This window comes from Leptospira wolbachii serovar Codice str. CDC, from assembly GCF_000332515.2.
GTDB classification, from domain to species: domain Bacteria; phylum Spirochaetota; class Leptospiria; order Leptospirales; family Leptospiraceae; genus Leptospira_A; species Leptospira_A wolbachii.
Genome location: NZ_AOGZ02000014.1, coordinates 1,216,754 through 1,239,086, shown reverse-complemented (window position 1 = coordinate 1,239,086; position 22,333 = coordinate 1,216,754). Strand labels below are relative to the sequence as shown.

Here is a 22,333-nt window from a genome sequence, read left to right as displayed (position 1 = left end):
TCGTTGTTTGGATTTTATTGTGGAACGATATTCGGCGCGTTACATTTTAATGTTCCGCGAATGATAACCGATTTTGCATCTGTATTCGTGTTCTGCACTAAACAAGTTTTGTTATCAGATGTAAAACATTGTGTTGTGGATGTTCCGGAAGTACAATTGACACTATCTAGAGTATTACAAGAGTTAAGCACTGAAGTTGTAGATGTTGTTGAAGTACTGTAAGTTCCATTGAGTGTAACTTCTAAGTTAAAGAAGGATATCTGTTGTGCACTTTGGAGTGCTGTATCAATATTGATCCCTTGGTTGAACCACTCCACAGTCCCTTGTGTTCCTTGTACGGTTTTTCCGAAAGCTCCACCCGCAAGGACAAAACCCTGTTGTGGGTCGATTTTCCCTTGGATTTGAGTACTGTCGTAAGTAAAACGTAGGTTGAGAGTTTCTTTTGTTTTAAAGATTAACTGAGAAATGACCGTAAAACGTGTGTTATTGGTGTTGCCTGTTGTAGTTCCCGTGGTTCCGGTTGTAGTTCCAGTTCCTGTCGTAGTCGTTGTTGCGGGAGTGGCTTGTCCACAGCTCGTTGTAACGTCGTTATCCACTTCCCCTAAAAAGTAGAGGGAAGCCTCTCCCTCTGGTAAAATCGTTATTTCCGCTTTGTTTTCGTTTTTTAAACCACAAGCGAGAAAAATTGAGGAAAATGCCAAAAGAATAACAATGGATCGGAACATACCATCCAATCGTCACAGGAATTCATTCTTGGGTCAAGAGGATTCAGAATTTCCTTGGGAATTTTAAGCGAAATTACAATCTTGCCGTATGGGGTCAAATTTCGGTCTAAAGGGCGTGTTTTCCATCCAGGGACCGCGATCGATTTATGTCTATTCTCTACTCATTGGTCTACTTTCTGGATTTGGGGCTTATGGATTCAACTGGACCTTAACCTGGACAGAATCCTTTACCTTTGGTAACCTGATGGGTTATGATCCAGGCATTCCAACCGGAGATTCAAATTTCCATTCCATAGGCTCGGTTGGGCCCATCTCCCCACTTTGGGTCGTTTTTCTACCCGCACTCGGTGGACTCCTTGTTGGCATCATCACTAGTTTCTTTTGTACAGAAGCCCAGGGTGGTGGGACAGATTCACTCATCTATGCATTCCATTTTAATGAAGGAAAAATTCAGGCCAAAGTTCCTTTTTATAAGGCACTTGCCACCATACTTACATTAGGCTCCGGTGGGTCAGGAGGAAAGGAAGGTCCCACCGCACAAATTGGAGCTGGATTTGGTTCTAGTTTGGCTGGGTTTTTGGGTGCAGGAGCCCGGGCTCGAAGGACGTTGATGTTAGCCGGAACGGCAGGTGGGCTTGGGGCCATATTTCGTGCTCCCCTGGGCGGAGCCATCACTGCGGTTGAAATGGTATACCAAGAAGATATCGAAAGTGATTCTCTTGTACCTTGCATTCTCTCCTCTGTGACGGCCTATTTAACCTATACAAGTATTGCGGGAAGTGGTTCTATATTTTCAGTACAAGAATATAGTCTCAATGACTATAGACATATCCCATTATATGTAGTGCTCGGACTTCTTTGTTATGTTGTGGGATACTTTTTTGTGAAAGTTTATCATTTAGTACAAGATGTATTTTCCAAACTTCCTTTACCAAACTATCTAAAACCAGCGTTTGGCGGATTACTTGTAGGTTGTATTGCTTTATTATTTCCTGAAGTTTTAGGTTCTGGTTTTGGTCTTATACAAAAAATGATTAATGGAGAAGTTGTAGAATCCACTAGTTTTGGATTTTCTGGTCCCTTTTTTCTTTTGGCTGTGGCTATGTTTAAAGTATTTTCCACTTCTCTCACTGTTGGTTCAGGGAGTTCTGGAGGATTACTTGGACCTTCTTTTGCCATCGGTGGTATGTTAGGTGCCTTTGTTGGATCTATGGCGCAAGTGTTATTTCCTGAACTAAACATCATCATCTTTCCCTTTCTTTTGGTAGGAATGGGATCATTTTTTGCAGGTGTAGCCAGAGCTCCCATTGCAGGGATGATTATGGTTTGCGATATGATTGGAAGTTATGAACTATTGCCACCGCTGATGATTGTCTCAGTCATTGCAGTAGTTTTGTCTCACCGAACCTCTATCTATAGGAACCAAATCAAAAATAGATTTTTATCTCCCTCCCATCATTGGGATATGAACCAAGACATTATGGACAGGATTCGTATCACTGACCATTTTTCTGAATTTCGTAAGTATGCTATGGTCTCCGAAAATCTCTCGCTCACTGAATTACAATCCAATGCGCTGGGAATCCAAGCCAGTGATTTTATATTGCTCGGAACGGGCGATGAGTATAAGGGCATTGTATCACTTCGAAAAAATAGAATCCTTCCAGAATTTGAAGCAGATTTGAAAAACCTGATCACTTGCGGAGAAATTGTACAAGATGTCCCTTCTGTTTGCACGAATGACACTTTAGGTAAGGCACTTCGAATTCTATTAGAATATGATGTCGACAAACTTGCAATTGTTGAAGATGGTAAATGTTTGGGTTATTTGCGATACATTGATCTATTCAATGCATACCAAAATGAAGTGAAAAATAAACAGCGTAAGTCAGTATGAGAATCGTCGGTCAATTTATGAAATATCTACAACCCCCAATGGGATTATTTTTCCGATGTTTCCTATACTTTCTCGTACTTAGTCAGTTTTTTTTATTCGCCAACTGTTTTGGATCTAAACAAATCATTGAGAAAAAACCAGATTCTCATATCAAACCGATTGTCATTCCTCCGCAATATTTAAAACCCATCATTGGTCGAGTGGAATGGGCCGAATTTCCCAATTGGAAACTCAAACTTCGTGCAAGAGTTGATACGGGTGCTAAATCCTGTTCGATTCATGCGGTCAATATCGAAAGGATCACGGAAAATGGAGAAGTTTTTGTTTTATTTGATACCTTTGTAGACGAAAAACCAGTTCGATTGAAAAGTAAGTTTGTCAAAGAAGCAAAAGTAACTAATACTTCGGGTGTATCTGAAACTAGAATTATCATTAGTGAAGTGATGAAGATGGGAAAATATAAGGAAGAAGTTATCATAAACTTGAATGATAGAACCAATCTTACCTATCCTATACTCATTGGCCGAAACTATCTAATGGGTAAGTTTCTTGTAGATGTTTCATTGTCACATGCATTAGGTGATTGATTTGGACCGTAAAACTTTTATTACAGTATTCATACTCATTATTTTGCCTGTTGTTTCGATTCTTTATAAGTTGAAAATTGCTGAACTGTCCTTACTTCCGATGGAAGTGGATGATACTGTTAACTTACAAGTAGTGATTCAGCCAAAAGAAAATGTTGCTGTATCCGAAGTAACTTTCCCAATTCCAAAACAATTCATCCAATCAAGAGTTCTAAAATCCAATACCAAAATGGAAGATTTAGATTTTCGATTGCAGAAAAAACAATATGGTCATTTAGGAATTTGGGAAGGAGAGGATTGGAATTCTTCTATTGGATATTATGCAAAAATAAAAATCCTGCCTTATTCACATACCAATCCAGAGCCAGAAATTGTTACTGAAAATAGAAAACAACCAGCCAAAGAGCCATACTATCTCTCTTTAAAAAACTTTTCTCCAGAAGAAATCCGTTTAGCAAAAAAGTTGTTTGAACAAATCCATCCCTACGACAAAGACAATGTCGCTTCTGCCAAACAAATATACTATTTTATTTCTGAGGAAGTTCTTAATACAACCAAAGAGATCACACTCGCAGATACAATCCGCCTGAACAATGGCAGCGCTTACACTCAGGCAATGCTATTCTCCTTACTCTGCCGTATGAAAGGAATTCAGGTTAGAACAGTTGCCGGTTTCGATTTGTCCAAACAAAACACAAAAGATAATAAGGTTAAACTCAGTTTTTGGAATGAGATCCGAGTCCATGGAAAATGGTATTTTGTGTCTACATACAAAAATATATTTGCTCATAGCGTAAACGGATATCTGCCTCTTTGGAAGTCTGTGGAAGAAAGGCGTTCTCTTGGGGAAGAACCAGCTACATTTCGTTATACGACTTATATCACAAAGTCCAATGTAAATCGTTATAATTTCAAAGAATATAGCGAAGAAGTTGCTTCTAGTAATAGTTTTTTACGGTATTATTCTTTATATAGTCTACCAACACCACTGCAAAATCTGTTTCGTTTGGTGATCCTCATTCCTATCGGAGCCTTGGTTTTGTCTGTGGCAAGGAATATGATTGGAATCCCTACCTTTGGAATTTTTACTCCTATTTTACTTGCGATGTTTTTTTATGAAACCAACCTCCTCTTTGGAATTGGTTTTTTTCTTTTGATGATAGCGCTTGGTTTTTTTGAAAGGTATGCATTGGATAAATACTATCTACTCGCAGTTCCTAGACTTTCCATCCTACTCACTATCACCGTTATTACGTTGATTTTATTTTCTGTTTTAAACGAAGAAATTTCTTTTTTCAATCAGATGAGTGTAACTTTATTTCCGATTGTGATCACAACGATTTTTATCGAACGATTTTCGATTATGATCATTGAAGAAGGGATTATGCATTCCTTTGCCACTTTAGCAGGGACATTACTGATCGCTCTTATCAGCTATATGATATTCTTTTTTGGGTCCTTACAAATTCTCTTTTTCACACATCCCGAATTATTGTTCGTGGTGATTGCTATCCAAATCCTTCTTGGCCAATACAAAGGTTACCGTGTATCGGAGCTTTTTCGGTTTAAGGAAATATTTAAGTCGTGATTTCTCTTTTCAAAAAATTTGAAGAGGAGGGAATCCTTGGAATCAACCGCAGGATTGGTGAATATATTTTACCTTATAATCCAAGAGAATACTATCCGTTAGTTGATGATAAATGGAAAACAGCAGAACTCGCAAGGCAGTTCCATGTTCCTATGCCCTACCATTATGGAGTTGTGGATACTTTTGGTGGGATTCGTAATACTCGGGAACTCATCCAAGACCGACCGGGATTTGTTGTGAAACCAGCAAACGGTGGAATGGGAAATGGGATCCTTGTGATTGTCCGTGAGTCGGAAGCGGCCAACGGATCTATTCAATACCACAAGGTAGATGACAAAATCCTTTCGGAAAAAGAACTACAACATCATATCTCAGGAATTTTATCAGGACTTTATTCGTTAGATGGAAACTCCGATTCTTGTGTTTTACAAGAACGATTGGAATGCCATACTTTCTTTCGGGAAATTTCCTTTCGAGGGATTCCAGACATTCGTGTAATTGTATTTTTAGGATATCCAGTGATGGCAATGTTACGATTGCCCACAAAGGAATCAGGGGGAAGGGCGAACCTACACCAAGGAGCCCTCGGTGTAGGAGTGGATCTTCGCACAGGAAAACTCACTCACGCAATTTGTAATGATAAAATCATCCATATCCATCCGGACACAAAACAGGAATTAAGCGGACGGATCCTACCGCATTGGGAAACCATTTTAGAAATGGCCTCTCGGTGTTACGATATGTCCGGTTTAGGATATTTAGGAGTGGATATTGTCCTCGATGAATCGAGAGGTCCTTTACTTTTGGAAATGAACGCAAGGCCAGGACTTGGAATTCAAATTGCAAACCGGATGGGGTTACGAGATCGTTTGCAGTTAGTGGAGAGGATAAAGAATTCGGCAGATGGTCCAGCTACTAGAGTCCACCGAATGTTTCAAGAATTGTAAAAAGAATAAACTAATAAACTTTGTTTAAACGTTTTGTTTTGCTGTAACGAAAACAGTTCTATTGAGAAAAGCCATAGATCCAAAAAGGATTCCCGAATACACTAAGTCTCCCGCAATCGAGTTTTGGAAAAAAGGAATGGCGAGTGTAAAACAAGTCACAAGGCCAGAAACATCCAAAGTATACATTCCACTCGTTGCCCACACTGCAAGGTTTGTGAGAATAAAGAATACAACCGATCCTGCCACTGTAAAAGCGAAAGATTTGGTGAGCGAAGATCCAATTTGTTTTCCAAAAAGGACAGCCACGATCATAAATCCGTAAACCACTGGCATTAGGTCATGAAACCCAATAAAGAAATCGGAAACGAACATAGCCAAAATAGGAACGAAAAGAGCAAGTCGTCTGTCTGTCAAATAAGCACCCGAAAACAAAGAAACAGCCAAAATCGGCGTAAAATTCGGTGGGTGTGGTAGGATACGGCTGATGACAGTAGCGATCACCATCAGGATGGCAACGGAGACACGGGATTGGAACATAGGGATAGACTCGTAAAGGGGGGGGGCTTTCGCAAGATAAAATTTCCGTTTGCTTCCCGCAAGGTTCGGGAAAAATACAATCAGTGAACCCTCCTAATTTTGATTCTCCCTTGGAAAACCTACTCGCGCTCACGGCCGACCTCCGAAGCCCCGAGGGTTGCCCTTGGGACAAAGAACAGACCCATCTTTCTGTCATTCCCCATTTACTGGAAGAAACCTATGAGGTGGTGGATACCATCGAACGGGGAGACGACAACCACTTAAGAGAAGAACTGGGAGATTTACTTTTCCAAATCACTTTCCATAGCCAACTTGCCAAAGAACGCGGTGCTTTTGGATTTCAAGATGTAGCAAACGATGTATTCCAAAAATTAGTTTTTCGCCACCCCCATGTTTATGGAAACAAATCAGGAATTGATTCGGGTGAAAAGGTCCTGAACCAATGGGACCAGTTAAAACAAAAAGAAAAAGAATCCAAAGAGAAAACAGATTCCGACAAAAGTATTCTCGCAGGAATTCCAAGAGCACTCCCTGCCATCCAAAGATCGGAAAAGATTCAATCAAAAGTCACCAAACAAGGGTTTGATTGGCCCACGGTTTCTGGTGTCTTTGAAAAGTTTCAGGAAGAAATTAAGGAACTGGATGTGGAATTACAATCCAAAGGGTCTCTCGATTCCAAAAAATTACCTTATGACGAAAGAGTGGAAGATGAGTTAGGTGATCTCTTCTTTTTGTTAGTAAATTTATCCCGCAAACTATCGATTGATCCAGAAACCTGCCTTCGTCGTGCCAATGAAAAGTTTGAAACTCGGTTTCGCATAGTAGAAGACTTGGTTTTGCAAACCGGAAAAACTTTAAAGGATCATTCCTTAGAGGAACTCGATTTGTTTTGGGACCAAGCAAAGTTACAACTTAAAATAAAATCGGAAATCACATCCGATGCTAATTCCACCATACAAGGAAATAAAATCTCCAACCGCAAAGGATCCAATCCAAACTAATGATGCATTCTCTTGATTTAAACGATTTACCATTTTTACAAGAAGAGTCTCTTCATGTTTACCGTTGGTTATTCGCAGAGTATCCAGAGATAGAGGAAATGAAGATTCCTACTCAGGAATTGAAGGACCATCCATCCCCAGAAACGAAAATTTCTCAATCACAGAATCGAATTGATACCAATGAGAACATCGAATTTCCCATTCGTTGGAAGACGGAACAAATGGGGCAGATTTTGGAATGGGTGGTTTCGGATATGGGTTCCGTCACTCTTCGGTTAGGTGGAGTAGAAGGGAATCGAAGAAACCCGGCTCCTATTTTTTATTTGAGTCTTAGAAAAAAAGATGGGGGTGAATTTCATTGGACTGATCCAGAAGGAAATCCTGTCCCCTTTCCCGACCCGTCCATTCACAAAGACATCCAAAATCGAATCCAATTGTATATAGATTCGATTTCTTAAATGATAAGAGGAATGAATTTTGACTTAAGATTCCTTAGTCTCAATCCCCACTTTTTTTTCGATGTTTTCGATGCGTTTCAGCCATTTGTTTAAGTTCACAATGTTTTTGATATTCACACGATACTTTTGAAACTCGGGGAAGGTAAGTCCTAAATCCCAACCCACATAAACATCTTTTGTTTTGGGAGAAGTGCGTAGGCTGGATCCACCAGCAATGATGGTTCCTTCGACGAGTGTTATGTGGTCACTAATGGCGCAAGCACCACCTATGATTACGTGGTTTCCTAGTGTGACACTACCGGCAAGACCAGATTGGCCTGCAATGATGACATGGTCTCCCACCTTACAGTTGTGAGCAATATGAACCATATTGTCAAATTTACATCCGTTTCCGATGGTTGTATCTGTAAGAGCACCGCGATCAATGGTACAGTTGCTTCCTACTTCCACATCATCACCAATCACAACCCGACCCACTTGTGGGATTTTGTTGTGTTTTCCTTCGGCAAATACAAATCCAAACCCATCGCCACCGAAACTAGAATTTCCAAATACGATGAAACGTTTACCAACAATGGTATCATCAAAAAATACACAATTTTTGCCAATGCGAGCACCATCACCAATATGAACGCGGTCTCCGATTTTTACTCCATCTTCAATGATACAATCTTTTCCAACGGTAGAATCTTTGCCGATGGTTACAAAATGTCCGATGTCTGTGTTGGATCCGACTTTAGCTGTGGGATCAATGACGATATGTGTACTTTGTTTTCCTGTAGGTTGTTTTTCTGGAAAAAAGTGGCGAATGATTTTTGCTGTCGCTAGTTCTACTTTCGGAACTATGATCAAAGCTTTTTCTGTGAGTGAATCCGCAACATCGGAAGATACAACGAGTACGGGAGCTTTAGAAGCTTTTGCTTCATTAACAAAGGTTTTGGATGCTACAAAAGAAATTTCGTTTGCAGTCGCTAATGAAAGTGAGGTGAGTCCAGTAAAAGAAACAGAAACGATACTATTTGTATTTTGAAATTTTGCTTCTGGTAGTAGTGACTGGAGAGTAGATAGGTTGATTTGGTTCATCTCCGATTCCTTATCGATGGTTTAAGACAAGGAATCAGAGAGGTCAAAGTTTGGCTAACACTATTAGATAGTATCAGTCATGATTTTGCTAATTATCCTTCGATTTTATGCGCAATGATATCATCAAGTGAAAAAGAACCAGCACCTTTAATGATCAGAGGAATTGCCAAACCAAAAGTTAAGAGTTGGTATTCGTATCCACCTTTATCAGCAAAGAATCCATTTGGTAAATGAACTAGAATTGCTGCTACAAGCATGGTTGAAAAAATTCCAAACGCAGCTACTCTTGTGAAAAGTCCAAGGATAAGACCAAGTGCGCCAAAAAATTCAGCGATGATGGCAAGAAGAGCAAAGAAGTATGGAATGCCCAATGTTCCTGTAAAGAAACCCATAGTTCCTTCGAATCCAAATCCGCCGAATGCACCTAGAACTTTTTGAGCTCCGTGGGGAAGGATCACCAATCCGAGAGTGACACGGAGGATGGTGAGTGTAATGTCTTTGTTTGTTGCGAGTAGTTTATAAAACATAGAACCTCTTATTGCTAAATAGTTTAATATCAAACTATTTGATGCTGATGGAACTCGTCAATCCTAATTTTAAAAAAATTTAGCCTTTTTCGTAAACTAGGAAGATTTCATTTCCTTTGGCAAAATGGTCTTTTAGGGTCCAACTGTTTTTGTCAAAACCGGGGAGTTCAGAATTCCTGTCGGCAATCCCAGCAAGTCCTGTCTTTCCGATGATAAAAGGAACCACGGTGACGTAGATTCTGTCCACTAGGTCCGCTTCCAAAAAGGAAAAATTGAGTTTGGGCCCGCCTTCCAAAAGGACATTTTTGTATCCTTTTCGTTTCAGAATCCCGGTGACTTTTTTAGGATCAATGTCGTCAGAATCCAGAGCAAAGATCTCGGCTTTGTTCTCCAGGCTTGTTTTGATCTCTTTCAAATTCGATTTTGTACAGATAATTAAGGGGATATGGTCAGATTCTTCGAAGACATGTTTGTCAGGGGGGAGGGTTCCTTTGCGAACCAAAATGACTGGTCTTGGGTTTAAAACATTGGGTATGGCTCGGATTTTGACGATGGGATTGTCGTTTAATATAGAGTTTTTTCCTATAAGGATGGCGTCTGACTGGGAACGATAGACATCCATCTGGGTTTTGTCTTCGCTGGATGTGAGGCCATACCAACGACCATCCGGTCGAACGACCTTCCCGTCCAAGGTCATAGCCATATTGATCGATAATTTCATGAAATTTTCCTCCGTGAGAGATTCTGCAATTCGCGCTGGAGGATGTGGTACACCTGCATGGAGCAGGTGCCGCAGCCGGTAGAGGCCCTTGTTGTTTCTCTGATTTGTTCCATTGTCACGGCGCCCGCATGGATGGCACGGACTAATTCATCTTCAGTCACCATTCGACATAAACAGACCCGTTTGGGTCTCATGAGGGAATTTAAATCGAAAGGATCCATACCTGAACTATTCATTTGACAGATTTACGAAAGGGAGGGAAACTCTTTAATTACTTTCAACCAAGGAAAATTCAAACGCCCTCTATGTCCAAAGACAAAAACCCGGAAGCCAAAAAGAAAAAAAACCGTGAAATTTTTGGATGGTGTATGTTCGATTTTGCGAACTCCTCCTACACCACCGTCATCATCAGTGTTGTTTATTGTGAGATTTTTACAAGACTCGTTGTTCCTGCAGATATGACCTCGGACAGTCCGTACCGAATGGGAAATTCCCTTTGGGCTTGGGCACTTGCGGCATCGTATTTGTTTGTAGTCGCCACAGGTCCCATCTTTGGTGCCATTACGGACTATAGTTCTAAGAAAAAACTCTTTCTCTTCCTTAGTTATGTGGGTTGTGTTGTTGCTACCTTTCTACTCTACTATGTGGAACCAGGAATGATTTGGCTTGGAATGGTCCTTGTTGCCCTTTCCAATTTTTTCTTTGCCTCGGGCGAGAACTTTGCTTCCAGCTTTTTACCCTTCCTTGGTTCCAAAGAGGACTTAGGTAAAATTTCTGGTTATGCTTGGGGGATTGGTTACTTCGGCGGAATAGGTTCTGTTGCTCTTGCAACAACGCTTGGTGATTATACTTTGGATAATTTCCAGAACTTAAAGTTAGTGGGACCTTACACTGCCGTTTTCTTTATGGTTGCTGCCATTCCGACATTCCTTTTTCTGAGAGAACCACATTTGCCACTCGGTGTTTCTCATCATGTAAACTATTTTAAGATTGGAAAGGATCGCGTGGTACAAACCTTAAAAGACGCAAGCCACTTCAAAGATTTGATGATTTATTTAGTGTCTTTGTTCTTTACTATGGCGGCTCTTGCCATTGTGATTTCTTTTGCTTTCATTTATGGGTCACAAGAAATTCATATTGAGGCCGAACACAAACAAGCCATGTTTATCTTTATTCAAATTTTTGCCGCAGTGGGTGCTCTTGCCTTCGGAGTCATCCAAGATAGTATTGGCGCTAAAAAAACATTCAACCTGACGCTTGTTCTGTGGCTTGTGACTTGTGCTTTGATTTATTTTGTGCACGATCTTACTAACTTTGCTAATGCCACTCTTGGTAAAACTTGGACAGTACAATGGGTTTTTGTGTTTATTTCTTCTCTTGCGGGAATGGGACTTGGTTCTACTCAGTCTGCCTCCAGAGCCCTTGTAGGTATCTTTAGTCCTGAATCTAAATCGGGAGAGTTCTTTGGAATGTGGGGACTTTCTGGTAAGATTGCCGCAGCTGCCGGACTATTTCTTTTTGGCTACATCCAAACATTAGTCACCTTAAGAAATGCCTTCCTTGTAGTTGCTTTCTTTTATTTTCTATCCTTACTCATCAACTTATTTGTAAACGAAGAAAGGGGAGTGGAGGCGGCAAATCGTTTCCAAGAAAAAACATGATAGTAGAAGACGAAGACGATTTTGAATTACACCAAAGCCAAAGAAATTTGGCATTGGCTACCATCGATGAACTTATGTTAACGAAGATGGATCTATTGGATGCAGAAAAAAAAGTGCCTCGTTTTATAAACAATGCACTTTCGTATTTAAAGAGGAAGTATGTGACAGAGGAGCAAACGATTTCGCAACTCCTCATCAGTCGGAGAGAAAAACAACAAACTTAAAAGGAAGGGTTCTTCTTTTAGTTTGTATTGTAGTCCAAAATTTTTGTGATCATTTGTTTTTGATCTAATTCGATACTTCTGAGTTTGAAGGCCGTTTGTTTCGAGATTTTACGTAACATCTTTTTGTAAGATCTCATGATATGTTTTTGTTTATCATAAGGAAGCGGATCTTTTTCATCATTCAAAACCATGGCAATGTCTGGTTCTGCGGGTTGTACTGGATCATTTGGCCAAATAGTATCAGAAGTTAAGGATCTATAGTATTCCAATCGGATATCAGAATTTGTATCTAATTTAGCTTCCCCTTTTTCATCTTTGTCTGAACTTTCTGATTTTGGAGATGGGTTTACTAGTCTTCGCATTTCCTTTACATGGATGGTTCCATCTGCATTCACACGACGAAAGGTTAGGATGATTTTATCTAGGTCGCTATAGTCTTCTTTAGGATAAATGTAGGCAATTCCATCATACAAAAACACTGTCGGGTAATCAATGTATGACTGCCCTTGTGGAAGTTTGATTTCCAGGTAAGGTTTACCGTCTTTATCTTTTTTATAAAGTTCTTTGTGTTCATCGGGAGTTTGTGCTAAGTATTGCGCTGCTGTTTTATCAACTCCCAAATCCTGGAGTTTTTTCATTTTGCGTAAGTTTCCAATGATACTTGCATGTAAGGTATCAATTTCGTTATCACCAAACCCGTTTTTTCTTTGAAGATCGATTTGTTTTTGTGTCTCACGTTCCTTCAAAGTAGCAGATGCCGGTTTTTCAGCGTATAGTGCCGAAATCCCAAGTAGGAAAGAGAGAGCGATGGAGAATCGTAGAATCATGACGTACCTCAGAGATTTCTGTCTTTTATAGTATCGAATCCTTCCTTGTCGATTCTTGAATGGACTTACTCAGATTTTTATTTGTGAAAAAAATCGTATGAAAGATTGGAAAAGGTCCATTTCCGCTTCTTTGGCTTTCGGAATGAGTCCTGTCAGTTGGATGTATCCATGGACCAGAGAAGGGAAAAGTCGTTCTTCCACCTTCACACCGGCAGATTGCAGGAGTTTTGCATAGGTTTCCCCTTCTTCACGTAAGGGATCAAAACCAGCAATTCCTATGTAAGTGGGAGGAAGTCCTTTTAGTTCTTTGGAGTCGGCGAGAACTGGTGAGTTGTTATGGAGGAGCCTATCTTTTTTGTTGGGAAGGTAGTTTTGGATGAACCACCGCATGAGAGAACGTGTAAGGACATAACGTTCCCCAAAGAGTTCGTAAGTTTCCGATTCCTTCGACGTATCAAGCATGGGATAGAGAAGTGCTTGGAAAACGGGAACCGGAATTTTGTCTTTTTTGGCCCTTAGACAAAGGGAAGTGGCAAGTAAGGCTCCCGCACTATCTCCACAAACAGCAATTGCATTGGGGGATCCTCCAAAGAGATAGGCAGTGTTACGAACATATTGGTAAGCAAGCCATACATCATCATGGGCCGCCGGATATGGATGTTCTGGTGCTAAACGATAATCCACAGCTATCACAATGCTCTTTGTGTAATGAGACATTTTACGACAAAAATTATCGTGAGTGTCCAAGTTGCCAATAGTGAGTCCACCACCGTGAAAGAAAAGGATGGTGGGAAGGTTTCTTTTTTGTGGGTTTGCGTTGTAGACTCGGATAGGAATGAAAGAGGCGCTGGGAGTGGGAATGAGTTTGTCTTCGATGTGTGGGATAGGAAATTCCGGCTCATCGAAGATCCGCATTTGATCGCGGTAATGCCGGCGTGCCTTTTCTGGGCTCATTTGTTCCATTTTAGGTAGGAATCTGGCAATGTTACATGCCAATGCGCAATGCGGATCCAAAGCGCTAGTTTCCGGTTGGTTATTTTTCCGAACCAAAGTGGAAATCCAATGTTCTGGTAACGAAAAGACAAGTTGTGCGACTGATTTTTTGATACCTAACATTAAATAACCGATAATCGTTCTAATAACATTCTATAGATTAAAAACAAACCGTAACTATCTAATTTGCAGTAAGCTTTCAAATCCTCCAGAACACGTTTTTTTTCTTCGGCTGTCATCTGCTTTTTTATTAATCTCAAATATTGGTAGTTTGCGTCTTGTCCTTCACGAATGGAAAGTCCTCCATGACTTTCTGTACTAAAACAAGGCAGTATTTCTTTTAGTGATGCTTTGCCATTTTGGCCGGGATGGTAGATCCAAAGTTTCTTAAAAGGCATCGCCAGGTCGATAAACAGCGATTTGACTCTCTCCCAAAACTCTAAAAACTCAGGAAAGGCAGTGGATGTCTCTTGGATGATCAGTTTTTCAAAGAAATCATTGAAGGAGAAGACGGTAATCCCTTCCGGTAGGTCCTTTTGTAATTGGGCCATGACGGGGACACGGGGATCTGTTCCCAAGTCTTCATGTAAGTACGTTTTGTGCGTCAAGGTATCATTCTCTGTGTCCCATATATGTAAGGAATAGAGGTAGGGAATATGTTGGAATGGCCTAGTATTCGGGTAGAGAGGGATGTAGGGATTGATAGACTCAAAATCTAAAAATGCTACAGTTTTTGTAACATTCGTTAGGTAATTCTCAAAAGCAGTTCGATCGAAGTAAGTATTACCCGTAATATGGGCCTGTTTTTGAATCTTTTGAATGGGAGTAAGTTCCGAATCGGGGACGGTTTCATAAGAATGATAACCCGAGGCAAACCACTGTTTGGCTAGTTCGGAACTGTCTCGGAAGTCAAAGATTTCTTTGGCATTTTCTTTCCCTGCCGCACAATGGTTAGGGGATAAACAGGTTTTTAGCGATCGGCAACTGCGTTTGGAATCCAAGAAGGAAAACCGTACAGATTGTCCGTTTGTTCTTTCTACTTCCTCTTGAAACTGTCTCCATTCTTCTGCACGAGTTCCTGCCTCCGATTCCATTCGGGGAGTTATGTCTTCTATCAGTAAATAATCCTCTGGAGTGATGCTGCCCCCAGGGAAAAGGTATTTGGTCTGGATGCGAATGAGTTTGTAACCGAGGATATTCAGTGACATCCCTTCCGCCACTTGTTTGTGAAAGTAAAAGGAACGGAGAATGTCTTGTTTTACCGAACCAATGGGACGAAAATCCCAGAGAATCCAACCGTCCCTTTCTGGATCGTATTCTAAATACTCTACGGTTGAAACAAAATGATTGTAACGAAGGTGAGCATGGAAGATGGACTTCTTTTCTAAAATCCATTCTTGTGTTTTTAGAAAACTTTCTTCTCTGTCCATAGTTTTGTCTATAGTAACTGAAGTTGGGAACTGGTTTCTACAAAGTTGGAGAAAATCCCCCCATTCCAAATAACCACCGTAAGATGAAGAAGAAGGTTTGGGAACTATACCTTCTTTTACTAAATGGAAAGCATTATTACATCTTAAATACTGTAAAAACTGAGACTTGGTAACGGGTGTAACCGGTTGATCAAACAAATTGATATAAATCTTCCCAATGTTTTGTATAGGATTGGAAGTTTTTCTTCCAACCTTCGGAAGTAGAGACAAGAGCTTCAGGAGAAAGGACAAAAAATTGGAAGAGGGCATTTTGGTTTGTTGTTCTCACTCGGTATTCGGCGCCCACTTTTTCAAAATTCGCACCTTCTAAAAATAATTTCCAACGGTCTTCAAAGTCAGGATGAATTTGGAAAAGAATTTCGACTTCTGGATGTTTAGTAAGAAGCAGCGGATGAAAGTTTAGGTCTTGGTTTGTGATTTTAAGATTGGATTGGAATTCTTCTTTGGATTCTTTTTTGACAATGATTTTGGGAAGGATAAACCTGCGTAACGATTTTTTCCCACGGTCATAAGCAAGTAGATAGAAGTCGGTTGTATTTTTGCGAACGAGCCTATAGGGTTCGATGATTCTTTCTTTTACATCATATCCGTATTGGATGGTGAGGGCTCTTTTGTCTTTGATGGCTTGGAGGATTTTTTCTGTATGGGAAGAGTCGAAAGTTTCATCCGATGTAGGTTCTTCCTTTGGTTGTTTCGCAAATTTGGGAATGAGATCCAAATGATGAGAGAAGAGTTTTTGTGAAAGGCTGAATCCTTCCTGCGTGGGTTCTGTAGAAAACAAAACATGAGATAGGTATTCTAACTCTTCTTTGGTGAACTTCAGGGCACGATCTAGAGATTCTTTCTCTAAATAGTAAGGGAAAAAATCTTCTGATTGGTAACCAAACTGAGCTACTTTGATATTGAATCCAAGACTTTTGAGTTGGTTTAGATCGCGGTAGAGTTTTTTACGATCTGATTCCATATCCTCATTTTTATAGAACCGAGGCATGATGTTACGAAATTTTTGGAAACTAATCCCTTTGGGTTCGCGGAGGAGATTGAAAAGTAGTGCAAAGAGACGAACCTCAGTCTCATTCATTTTTTTCACTTCAATCATGGGGAAGTCTTCAAAAGAAGTCATATCTTCCCAAATTGTTTGTTTTTTTGATTCCGAAAAGTAGAAAATGAAAAAAACTGGAAAAGTATGCGAATCACAGGCCTCATCCTTAGCCTCTCCTTTTTTCTACAATGTGCAACTTATTGGAAAAATCGTAAAAATGATTTCCAAGACATTGTGACTGTTGGTGCCGAAACACCTATGTATGGAGCAGCTGTTAAAGTGGGTCCACTTCCCATTGGAGTTCTTTTTCAAGGTGGGGAATCCGAGATGGGGAAAAAAGATTTGGGTCGAGGGATTGGACTTCGAGGAGGCCAATTCGGAACCTACCACTCCCAACAGCTCGTCTTTGGTATATTAGGTGGTGAAAGTTTCCATTCGGGCCTACCTACAATGGACGCCAAAGGGAATTGGCTCGTGGATAAAAAAGGAATTCCTCTTACTAAAGAGGAAAGAGCCAATGTAAAAAGTTATAAGATGCGGTATTATTCTTATTGGTATGATCCAGTGAAAGATCGCAAAAAAAGAAAAAAAGAGCATTTCCGTCGAGAGTTAACAAACGATTTGGTGGCAGCAACAGGACAAAAAGAATTTTTAGTGTATCTTCCCCAGGAAGATTTAAAACCTTTTGGGTATCCCCCTGGTTATTCTTGGAATGTGGAGCTGGCTGCGGGTTTGTATGGCGGAGCGAGACTCGGATTCAATGTGGCAGAAGCATTTGATTTTTTGTTAGGATTCACCACCGTTGATTTGTTAGATGATGATGTGGAAGGAAAAGTCAAACCAAGTTTCCCTGGTTTTCCTTTCCCCGCGCCGACCGATGCGGAAACAGAATCCGAATCTGAAGAATGATTTTATAGTTTGAAGTCTTTGGCTGTGATTTTGTTTTTGGGATCAAATGTGAGTTTCAAAAACTTTTCTACAACATCTGGTTTTTCTTTCAAAGTGTAGTATTGTTCTGGAACATCACGATCTTCTGCAAAATACCATACCATAACCGTTCCGCTAGGATCGATTGATTTTTCAGTCGATTTGCCAAGAACAGCTTCTGTTTTTACCAAACCGTCCCCCACTTTAATCATATCGATTTCCAATTTACGAAGCGCTGTGTGTGGATGGACTTTAGTGCTTCCCGCTTGTACTTTGTTTCCAGAGGAACAGGAAACTAAGAATAGAACCGAAGTCAATGTGCTGAGTATCAAAAGTTTTTTGATCATATACCCTTACCTTAAGATGGACTAAACAAAGATTCTACAGGATAGGATCAGGGTTGGCAAGTGATATCTTTTCTCTTTCTTCATCGATTCGGCCCATTTTTCCCAAAATCTTTTTGAAAAATGGAATGGTTAAAAACACAAGACCAATCTCCAAAAATCCAAAAAAGAAAGAAAGGGCAGAGAAACTATAAGCCGGTGGCAAAATTGATTCAAAGACCATTTGCATCTGCACAGAGACAACAGGTCCTAACATAAATCCAAGTGAACCCACACCAGTAAAGGCTGACATGGTCGTTGCCGTAAGGCCTGGTTTCGACATTTTACTGGCAAGCATCATGGAAGGAACAAACATTACTCCGGCCCCAACCCCACAGATGAGTAAAAAAGTAAATAGATACCAAAACTCATTGGTCGTCCCTGAAAGCCCAAGGAAAATTCCATAAATAGTAGATCCAACAAGAACAAGTGGCAAAACGCCTGTTTTGCGAGAAAGAAGTGCTGATGGGTAGGAAAGTAAACTCATAGGAAAGAGAACGAGTCCTAAAAACACTCCAAGCATCCCTGGATGGAAAGCTAGTGTCTCGCGTAAGTGGATATTGAAAGAAGAAATAATAAACCCAACGGTGAAACGATCGATGAAGTTGAATAAAAACGGAACAAACAAAAATGGATTTTCGAAGATCGCAACTTTTAGGTCACTTAACTTAAAGTCTTTTACTCTATGAATTCCTTTGTCCTTTAACATAAGTAAACTCATTAAGCCAACAAAGATAAGAATTCCTGAACCGACGTAAAATGGTAGGAGTGGATTTTTTCTTCCGAGAATTCCCAGTGGCATTCCGAAGGCGCCACCCAGGGATAAAAACATCCCCGTGATTCCCATAAGAATTCCTTTGCCATAGTAACGTTTGTTCTCTGGATCGTTTTCGCGATCGGCAGCAGAACTGAGCAGGAGTCCAATGATAAAGATATGGGCTGCTCCCTCAAGGAATCTTAAAAAAAGAAAGAAACCCATATCGGTGACAATGGTGAGTAAATAAAAAAGTCCTGCGTCCAAAAAACAGAAAAAACTAATGAAATACTTTCTGTTTTTAAAACGATCGGAAATGATTCCCGCAATCGGAGCGAAGAGAAAGGAACCTAACATGGGAATACTCGTGAAATAAGCCACATCCCAGTTGGATCCAAGTAAACGATCCTTGACTACATCCTTTACTACCGGCACAATCATCGTCACCGGCAACATGGATAAAAAAACTAAAGTTACTAAAGTATACGGGAATCCCAAAAATTAACCTGCTGGCAATAGAGTCTGGTAACGGTCCATTCCAATGTTTTCTTTTAAATCGGAATCGAGTTCAATGAACAAAAACTTGTTCAAATCAAAAGTGGCTTTTGCCTCTTCCAATAGTTCTGCTTTTTGTGAATCGTTCAAAGGAAGGGTATCCAAGTTTTGGCGATAGATTCCTTTGAATGCCATAAGATCTTCGATTTCAGGAAATTCATAAAATGCAGTTCCTTCATTTCCTTCCAATTGGAAAGTTTTTGCTACTACTTTTTTGATGGATTGTCCACCGGAAAGATCTCCCAAGTAACGGACGTAAGCCTGTGCTACTAGAAGTTCCGGTTTGGTTTCTGCGATTTTTTTGATATGGTCAATATACGACTGTGTAGCTTTAGATATGACACCACGGAGTTTTGTATTAAATTTCTTTTGAAAACTAGTGATATCTTCTTTCAGAGCTTCCTCACGAAACAAAGTCGGAAAATAAAGTTTGGAAAGGATCGGGTTGTCTTTGTTTTGGCGGTAAAGTTCTTCCATTACAGTGTAAACTGCAAGTAGGCTTTCTAATTGGTAAGTATAGGTTTGGGCATCGAGGCCCCCTCTGAAAATCGCCCGAAGATAAGGGACCTTTTCGGTTTCCTGGTGTTTTTCAGCAGTTCCTTCTCGTAACATCATTGCTATGGACATAATGGCTCCTCGTTTCTTTATATGAGAATCAATCTCATATATGACACTACCCTGACAATTGCCAGACCTGTCAAAGAAAATTATAGGGAATCTTCCTGGGTGGGAGAATTCCAAAATTCGAGTGGGGTGTTTGCCCTTTGTTCTGGATAGAGAAAGTAGGAGAGAAAAAAAACAAGAATCGAAACCAGAATTCCAATGGTGGCCAGAACCACGTCCTTTCCTACTTTTCGGAAGGTATCGAGGTAAGGGAGGTCCTTGTAGGTAATGACGTTCAAAATGATCTCCCTACCGGCAAGAAGGCCGAGGAAGGCCCAGGTGGTGGACATGGGGACATTGCTTATGTACTGGAAAAAAAATAATAAACTTCCATACACCAAATCTACAATGGTCGCAGCTTTGGCCCATTGGATGTCCGACTTCTCAGAGACCACTCTTTGGATGGTGCCCCCATTTGTGCGGATGATGATAAGAAGGGCTACGATGAGAATGAATACAGCAGTCAAAAATTCAATCAGTCCCAATTGACGGGGTAAAAAGACTGCGATATTGGCTGTGTCTTGGAGTAACCAAGCCACCCATAAATACATAGTGGAAAGCCATTGCAACTGAGACCAACGTCTCTCCGTTACTGGGTCTGGAGTGTGGACTTCATGGTATTCGTGTGGGTCCACTTTCACAAGTATCGCCCAAACCACAATGGCCACAAGAAACGCTAGGCCATACCCAAAGAAGGATTTGGTTAACATTTGGTCGATGCTTTTGCCACCAAACAATCCTAAGACGAGAAAGGTCGTAGAAACAGGAGCTCTTAGTCTTGTAATGACTACAAGTAATACGGGAGCAAGTAGTTGGAGTAGGTTGAAGTCTTTAGTTTCGGGAATGGAATCTAGTCTATGGAAGTGGATTTCACCGCCATGCAAAAACCAAGCAAATAAATGGACTAAAAATAAAAGGCCACCGAAAACGAGAATCTTTTGGAGCCAATGAACCGATTTTTTACTCTCGATAAAGGTTCCGATGGTTTGGACTGCATCGTTTCCGGCCACAGAGAACGATGCAATCGCAAAGGAAAACCATCCTAGATAATACCGAGGAAACCCCAGGAAATAACCGGCACAGATCGTAAGAACCAAAAAAAGGGTAAAAACAAAGAATCGAACTTGGTCTTTTTTTGTTGGGTGCTGGTAATCTATTTCCTGGTTAGGGCTCATGCATTCATATAGTGTTTCGCATATCTCTCGGTGATTTCCTTGCGGTCGAAAAGAATAAACACATCTGTAGTACCAAAAACAGAATCCAGTGCAGGAATTCCACAGATTTTAGCACCCACTCGGAGGTATCCTTTCAAAAGTGGAGGGATATTTTTGGAGATTGTTTTGGGATCTTCTACATGGAAATTAGCATCAAAACCAGGGAGGACATAGTCAGGGTTTGGATATACACGAAATTCCTCTGGGGCAATCGCATCTTTCGCTTTCAAAAATCCATACGATTGAGAAGCAACTCCTGCATCAGTTGAGTGAATGGATCCGCAACCCATCAAATAACGAACATTATGTTTGTTCATAAATTCAGCAAGACCTTGCCAAAGGAGTGATATGACCGATCCGTCACGGTAGTCAGGGTGGACACAAGAGCGTCCTACTTCTGCAATTTCATCCGGTAGGTTATAAATAGAAGTGATATCAAATTCATTTTCACTGTAGAAACCTATTCCGTTTTTAGCATTTTGGCGAGTTAAGATGCGGTAGGTTCCTACAATTTTTTTGTCATCTGTAGATTTATCGATAACAATTAAGTGGTGGCAGTACAAATCGTACTCATCACGGTCTTTACGAGTAGCAGAAGATTGTGGCAGACCTTCTCCCATTTCTAAGTTAAACACTTCATAACGTAGTGCCAGTGCTCTTTCAATTTCCAATTGGTTTTCAGCTAAACGAACTTCTAAGATTCGTTCTGTTTTGTTCATTGTATTTGGTTTCATTGGATTCTATCCTCTTGTTTATCTATACAAAGAAGGTAAATTGTGTCGGTTACGACAATGTGACAATAAGGTGAAAATCAGTTTGCTTTGTCTATTGGTGTCACATTACAAATCCGTGACAAGGATTATGATGTACTGAATTATCATAGTAACTAGTATTTAGTCAAACAAAGTAGTCTCTTTATTTAGGTCAAATTCTGTCGTTTCGTCATTTGTGAAATGGTATAAAAGGTCTGTAACATCTTTAGGGTTTTTTACGGTTGGGTCCATCCAATGGTTTTGATTTTGTATAGGCATGGTAATTGGCTGACGATGTTTGTTCTCACCACTATTATGGATGGTCTTCATTTTATCATTTGCTTCACCAGTGAGAATTGTGATCCAACGCATTCCCCTTTCTTCTCCCCATAACCCAGCGAAGTAAGTATATGGAGATTTGAATGTAATTTCGAATTTATGTTTTTTACCTGTATTTTGTGTTTGCCATTCAAAAAATGAATGAACGGGGATAAGGATTCGATTGTTTATAAATTGATTCCAGAAAGGCGAGGAGACTAATTTTTCAGATTTTGTGTTTGTTAAATAATCGGGACACCACGATGGTTTTATACCCCATACGCTACTGGTACTAATAATTGATTCACCTGATAATTGAAATGATTGGATCTGGCTTTTGGGATGTTTGATTTCATAAAGCGGGGAAGTAGATTCTAGAAAATGATTAATAGCTTCTTTAGGTAACCGATGAAACCAATCTGCTTTTTTTTCCTCTTCTAATATCAATCTCCAGGAAAG

Annotated in this window: 25 protein-coding genes; 9 read left to right on the top strand and 16 right to left on the bottom strand. The window is 40.3% G+C overall.

Annotation, left to right across the window (positions count from 1 at the left end; genetic code table 11):
- Positions 1-14: 14 nt before the first annotated feature.
- A complete protein-coding gene (locus LEP1GSC195_RS11205) occupies positions 15-725 on the bottom strand; it encodes an LIC10920 family plasminogen-binding lipoprotein (RefSeq protein WP_015682391.1) in 711 nt (236 codons plus the stop codon).
- A gap of 115 nt (positions 726-840) precedes the next feature.
- On the opposite strand from LEP1GSC195_RS11205, the gene LEP1GSC195_RS11200 reads away from it, so the two are divergent.
- From LEP1GSC195_RS11200 to LEP1GSC195_RS11185, 4 genes are read left to right on the top strand one after another with little or no spacing between them, the layout of a single operon-like run.
- Complete coding sequence (locus tag LEP1GSC195_RS11200; protein ID WP_015680913.1) at positions 841-2,622, top strand: chloride channel protein; 1,782 nt, start codon at positions 841-843, stop codon at positions 2,620-2,622.
- A 38-nt stretch (positions 2,623-2,660) separates the two neighbouring features.
- Positions 2,661-3,209 (top strand): ATP-dependent zinc protease family protein, encoded by a 549-nt coding sequence (locus tag LEP1GSC195_RS11195; protein ID WP_015681092.1) that lies wholly within the window; start codon positions 2,661-2,663, stop codon positions 3,207-3,209.
- A 1-nt stretch (position 3,210) separates the two neighbouring features.
- Complete coding sequence (locus LEP1GSC195_RS11190) at positions 3,211-4,797, top strand: 7TM domain-containing protein (RefSeq protein WP_015681859.1); 1,587 nt, start codon at positions 3,211-3,213, stop codon at positions 4,795-4,797.
- Positions 4,794-5,744 carry an alpha-L-glutamate ligase-like protein gene (locus LEP1GSC195_RS11185; protein WP_015680638.1) on the top strand — a complete coding sequence of 317 codons (951 nt, stop codon included), beginning with the start codon at positions 4,794-4,796 and terminating at the stop codon, positions 5,742-5,744. Before LEP1GSC195_RS11190 ends, LEP1GSC195_RS11185 begins: the two co-directional genes overlap by 4 nt.
- Positions 5,745-5,768: 24 nt before the next feature.
- Here LEP1GSC195_RS11185 and LEP1GSC195_RS11180 read toward each other — a convergent pair whose 3' ends face one another.
- Complete coding sequence (locus LEP1GSC195_RS11180; protein WP_015681108.1) at positions 5,769-6,281, bottom strand: DUF6580 family putative transport protein; 513 nt, start codon at positions 6,279-6,281, stop codon at positions 5,769-5,771.
- 83 nt (positions 6,282-6,364) lie between these two features.
- Between LEP1GSC195_RS11180 and mazG the strand changes: the two genes are divergently transcribed.
- Together mazG and LEP1GSC195_RS11170 are read left to right on the top strand one after the other, a co-directional pair.
- Positions 6,365-7,282: a nucleoside triphosphate pyrophosphohydrolase gene (mazG, locus tag LEP1GSC195_RS11175; protein ID WP_015681623.1), complete on the top strand. Its 918-nt coding sequence runs from the start codon at positions 6,365-6,367 to the stop codon at positions 7,280-7,282.
- 2 nt (positions 7,283-7,284) lie between these two features.
- Complete coding sequence (locus LEP1GSC195_RS11170) at positions 7,285-7,740, top strand: LIC_13241 domain-containing protein (protein ID WP_040507097.1); 456 nt, start codon at positions 7,285-7,287, stop codon at positions 7,738-7,740.
- A 24-nt stretch (positions 7,741-7,764) separates the two neighbouring features.
- Here the strand turns inward: LEP1GSC195_RS11170 and lpxD are convergent, their stop codons facing one another.
- From lpxD to LEP1GSC195_RS19550, 4 genes are all read right to left on the bottom strand, one after another.
- A complete protein-coding gene (gene lpxD, locus LEP1GSC195_RS11165; protein ID WP_015682194.1) occupies positions 7,765-8,823 on the bottom strand; it encodes a UDP-3-O-(3-hydroxymyristoyl)glucosamine N-acyltransferase in 1,059 nt (352 codons plus the stop codon).
- Between the two features lie 92 nt (positions 8,824-8,915).
- The gene (locus tag LEP1GSC195_RS11160) at positions 8,916-9,350 is read right to left on the bottom strand and encodes a DoxX family protein (protein WP_015682758.1); all 435 of its coding nucleotides are present in this window, start codon (positions 9,348-9,350) and stop codon (positions 8,916-8,918) included.
- A gap of 79 nt (positions 9,351-9,429) precedes the next feature.
- Positions 9,430-10,071, bottom strand: a complete 642-nt coding sequence (locus LEP1GSC195_RS11155; RefSeq protein ID WP_015681359.1) for a RibD family protein — start codon at positions 10,069-10,071, stop codon at positions 9,430-9,432.
- Positions 10,068-10,265, bottom strand: coding sequence for a (2Fe-2S)-binding protein (locus LEP1GSC195_RS19550; protein WP_265370187.1), 198 nt, complete (start codon positions 10,263-10,265; stop codon positions 10,068-10,070). The genes LEP1GSC195_RS11155 and LEP1GSC195_RS19550 overlap by 4 nt, the downstream gene beginning before the upstream one ends.
- A gap of 111 nt (positions 10,266-10,376) precedes the next feature.
- On the opposite strand from LEP1GSC195_RS19550, the gene LEP1GSC195_RS11150 reads away from it, so the two are divergent.
- Together LEP1GSC195_RS11150 and LEP1GSC195_RS11145 are read left to right on the top strand one after the other, a co-directional pair.
- Positions 10,377-11,732 (top strand): MFS transporter, encoded by a 1,356-nt coding sequence (locus tag LEP1GSC195_RS11150; protein ID WP_015681323.1) that lies wholly within the window; start codon positions 10,377-10,379, stop codon positions 11,730-11,732.
- The gene (locus LEP1GSC195_RS11145; protein WP_002971906.1) at positions 11,729-11,956 is read left to right on the top strand and encodes a hypothetical protein; all 228 of its coding nucleotides are present in this window, start codon (positions 11,729-11,731) and stop codon (positions 11,954-11,956) included. Before LEP1GSC195_RS11150 ends, LEP1GSC195_RS11145 begins: the two co-directional genes overlap by 4 nt.
- A 17-nt stretch (positions 11,957-11,973) precedes the next feature.
- Here LEP1GSC195_RS11145 and LEP1GSC195_RS11140 read toward each other — a convergent pair whose 3' ends face one another.
- The 4 genes from LEP1GSC195_RS11140 to LEP1GSC195_RS11125 form a co-directional block, all read right to left on the bottom strand.
- Positions 11,974-12,783 (bottom strand): LIC13212 family protein, encoded by an 810-nt coding sequence (locus LEP1GSC195_RS11140; protein WP_015682119.1) that lies wholly within the window; start codon positions 12,781-12,783, stop codon positions 11,974-11,976.
- Between the two features lie 69 nt (positions 12,784-12,852).
- Positions 12,853-13,899: an alpha/beta hydrolase gene (locus tag LEP1GSC195_RS11135; protein WP_015681188.1), complete on the bottom strand. Its 1,047-nt coding sequence runs from the start codon at positions 13,897-13,899 to the stop codon at positions 12,853-12,855.
- Positions 13,899-15,404: a DUF2779 domain-containing protein gene (locus LEP1GSC195_RS11130; RefSeq protein WP_015680547.1), complete on the bottom strand. Its 1,506-nt coding sequence runs from the start codon at positions 15,402-15,404 to the stop codon at positions 13,899-13,901. Before LEP1GSC195_RS11130 ends, LEP1GSC195_RS11135 begins: the two co-directional genes overlap by 1 nt.
- Positions 15,397-16,389 carry a helix-turn-helix transcriptional regulator gene (locus LEP1GSC195_RS11125; RefSeq protein WP_015682523.1) on the bottom strand — a complete coding sequence of 331 codons (993 nt, stop codon included), beginning with the start codon at positions 16,387-16,389 and terminating at the stop codon, positions 15,397-15,399. Before LEP1GSC195_RS11125 ends, LEP1GSC195_RS11130 begins: the two co-directional genes overlap by 8 nt.
- Positions 16,390-16,452: 63 nt before the next feature.
- On the opposite strand from LEP1GSC195_RS11125, the gene LEP1GSC195_RS11120 reads away from it, so the two are divergent.
- Positions 16,453-17,217, top strand: a complete 765-nt coding sequence (locus LEP1GSC195_RS11120; protein WP_015681811.1) for an LIC13411 family adhesin — start codon at positions 16,453-16,455, stop codon at positions 17,215-17,217.
- Positions 17,218-17,219: 2 nt separating this feature from the next.
- Here the strand turns inward: LEP1GSC195_RS11120 and LEP1GSC195_RS11115 are convergent, their stop codons facing one another.
- The 6 genes from LEP1GSC195_RS11115 to LEP1GSC195_RS11090 all read right to left on the bottom strand — a co-directional run bounded on the left by LEP1GSC195_RS11115 (position 17,220) and on the right by LEP1GSC195_RS11090 (position 22,321).
- Positions 17,220-17,582 carry an LIC13410 family lipoprotein gene (locus LEP1GSC195_RS11115; protein WP_015681540.1) on the bottom strand — a complete coding sequence of 121 codons (363 nt, stop codon included), beginning with the start codon at positions 17,580-17,582 and terminating at the stop codon, positions 17,220-17,222.
- 34 nt (positions 17,583-17,616) lie between these two features.
- On the bottom strand, positions 17,617-18,870 hold the full coding sequence (locus LEP1GSC195_RS11110) for an MFS transporter (RefSeq protein ID WP_015680908.1): 1,254 nt from the start codon (positions 18,868-18,870) through the stop codon (positions 17,617-17,619).
- Positions 18,871-18,873: 3 nt separating this feature from the next.
- Entirely contained in the window at positions 18,874-19,554 is a 681-nt protein-coding gene (locus LEP1GSC195_RS11105) for a biliverdin-producing heme oxygenase (protein WP_015682077.1), read from the bottom strand.
- A gap of 80 nt (positions 19,555-19,634) precedes the next feature.
- Positions 19,635-20,765 carry a hypothetical protein gene (locus LEP1GSC195_RS11100; protein WP_015682538.1) on the bottom strand — a complete coding sequence of 377 codons (1,131 nt, stop codon included), beginning with the start codon at positions 20,763-20,765 and terminating at the stop codon, positions 19,635-19,637.
- Positions 20,762-21,538, bottom strand: a complete 777-nt coding sequence (locus LEP1GSC195_RS11095; protein ID WP_015682414.1) for a GNAT family N-acetyltransferase — start codon at positions 21,536-21,538, stop codon at positions 20,762-20,764. The genes LEP1GSC195_RS11100 and LEP1GSC195_RS11095 overlap by 4 nt, the downstream gene beginning before the upstream one ends.
- A 159-nt stretch (positions 21,539-21,697) precedes the next feature.
- Positions 21,698-22,321: an SOS response-associated peptidase family protein gene (locus tag LEP1GSC195_RS11090; RefSeq protein ID WP_232227768.1), complete on the bottom strand. Its 624-nt coding sequence runs from the start codon at positions 22,319-22,321 to the stop codon at positions 21,698-21,700.
- Positions 22,322-22,333 lie beyond the last annotated feature (12 nt).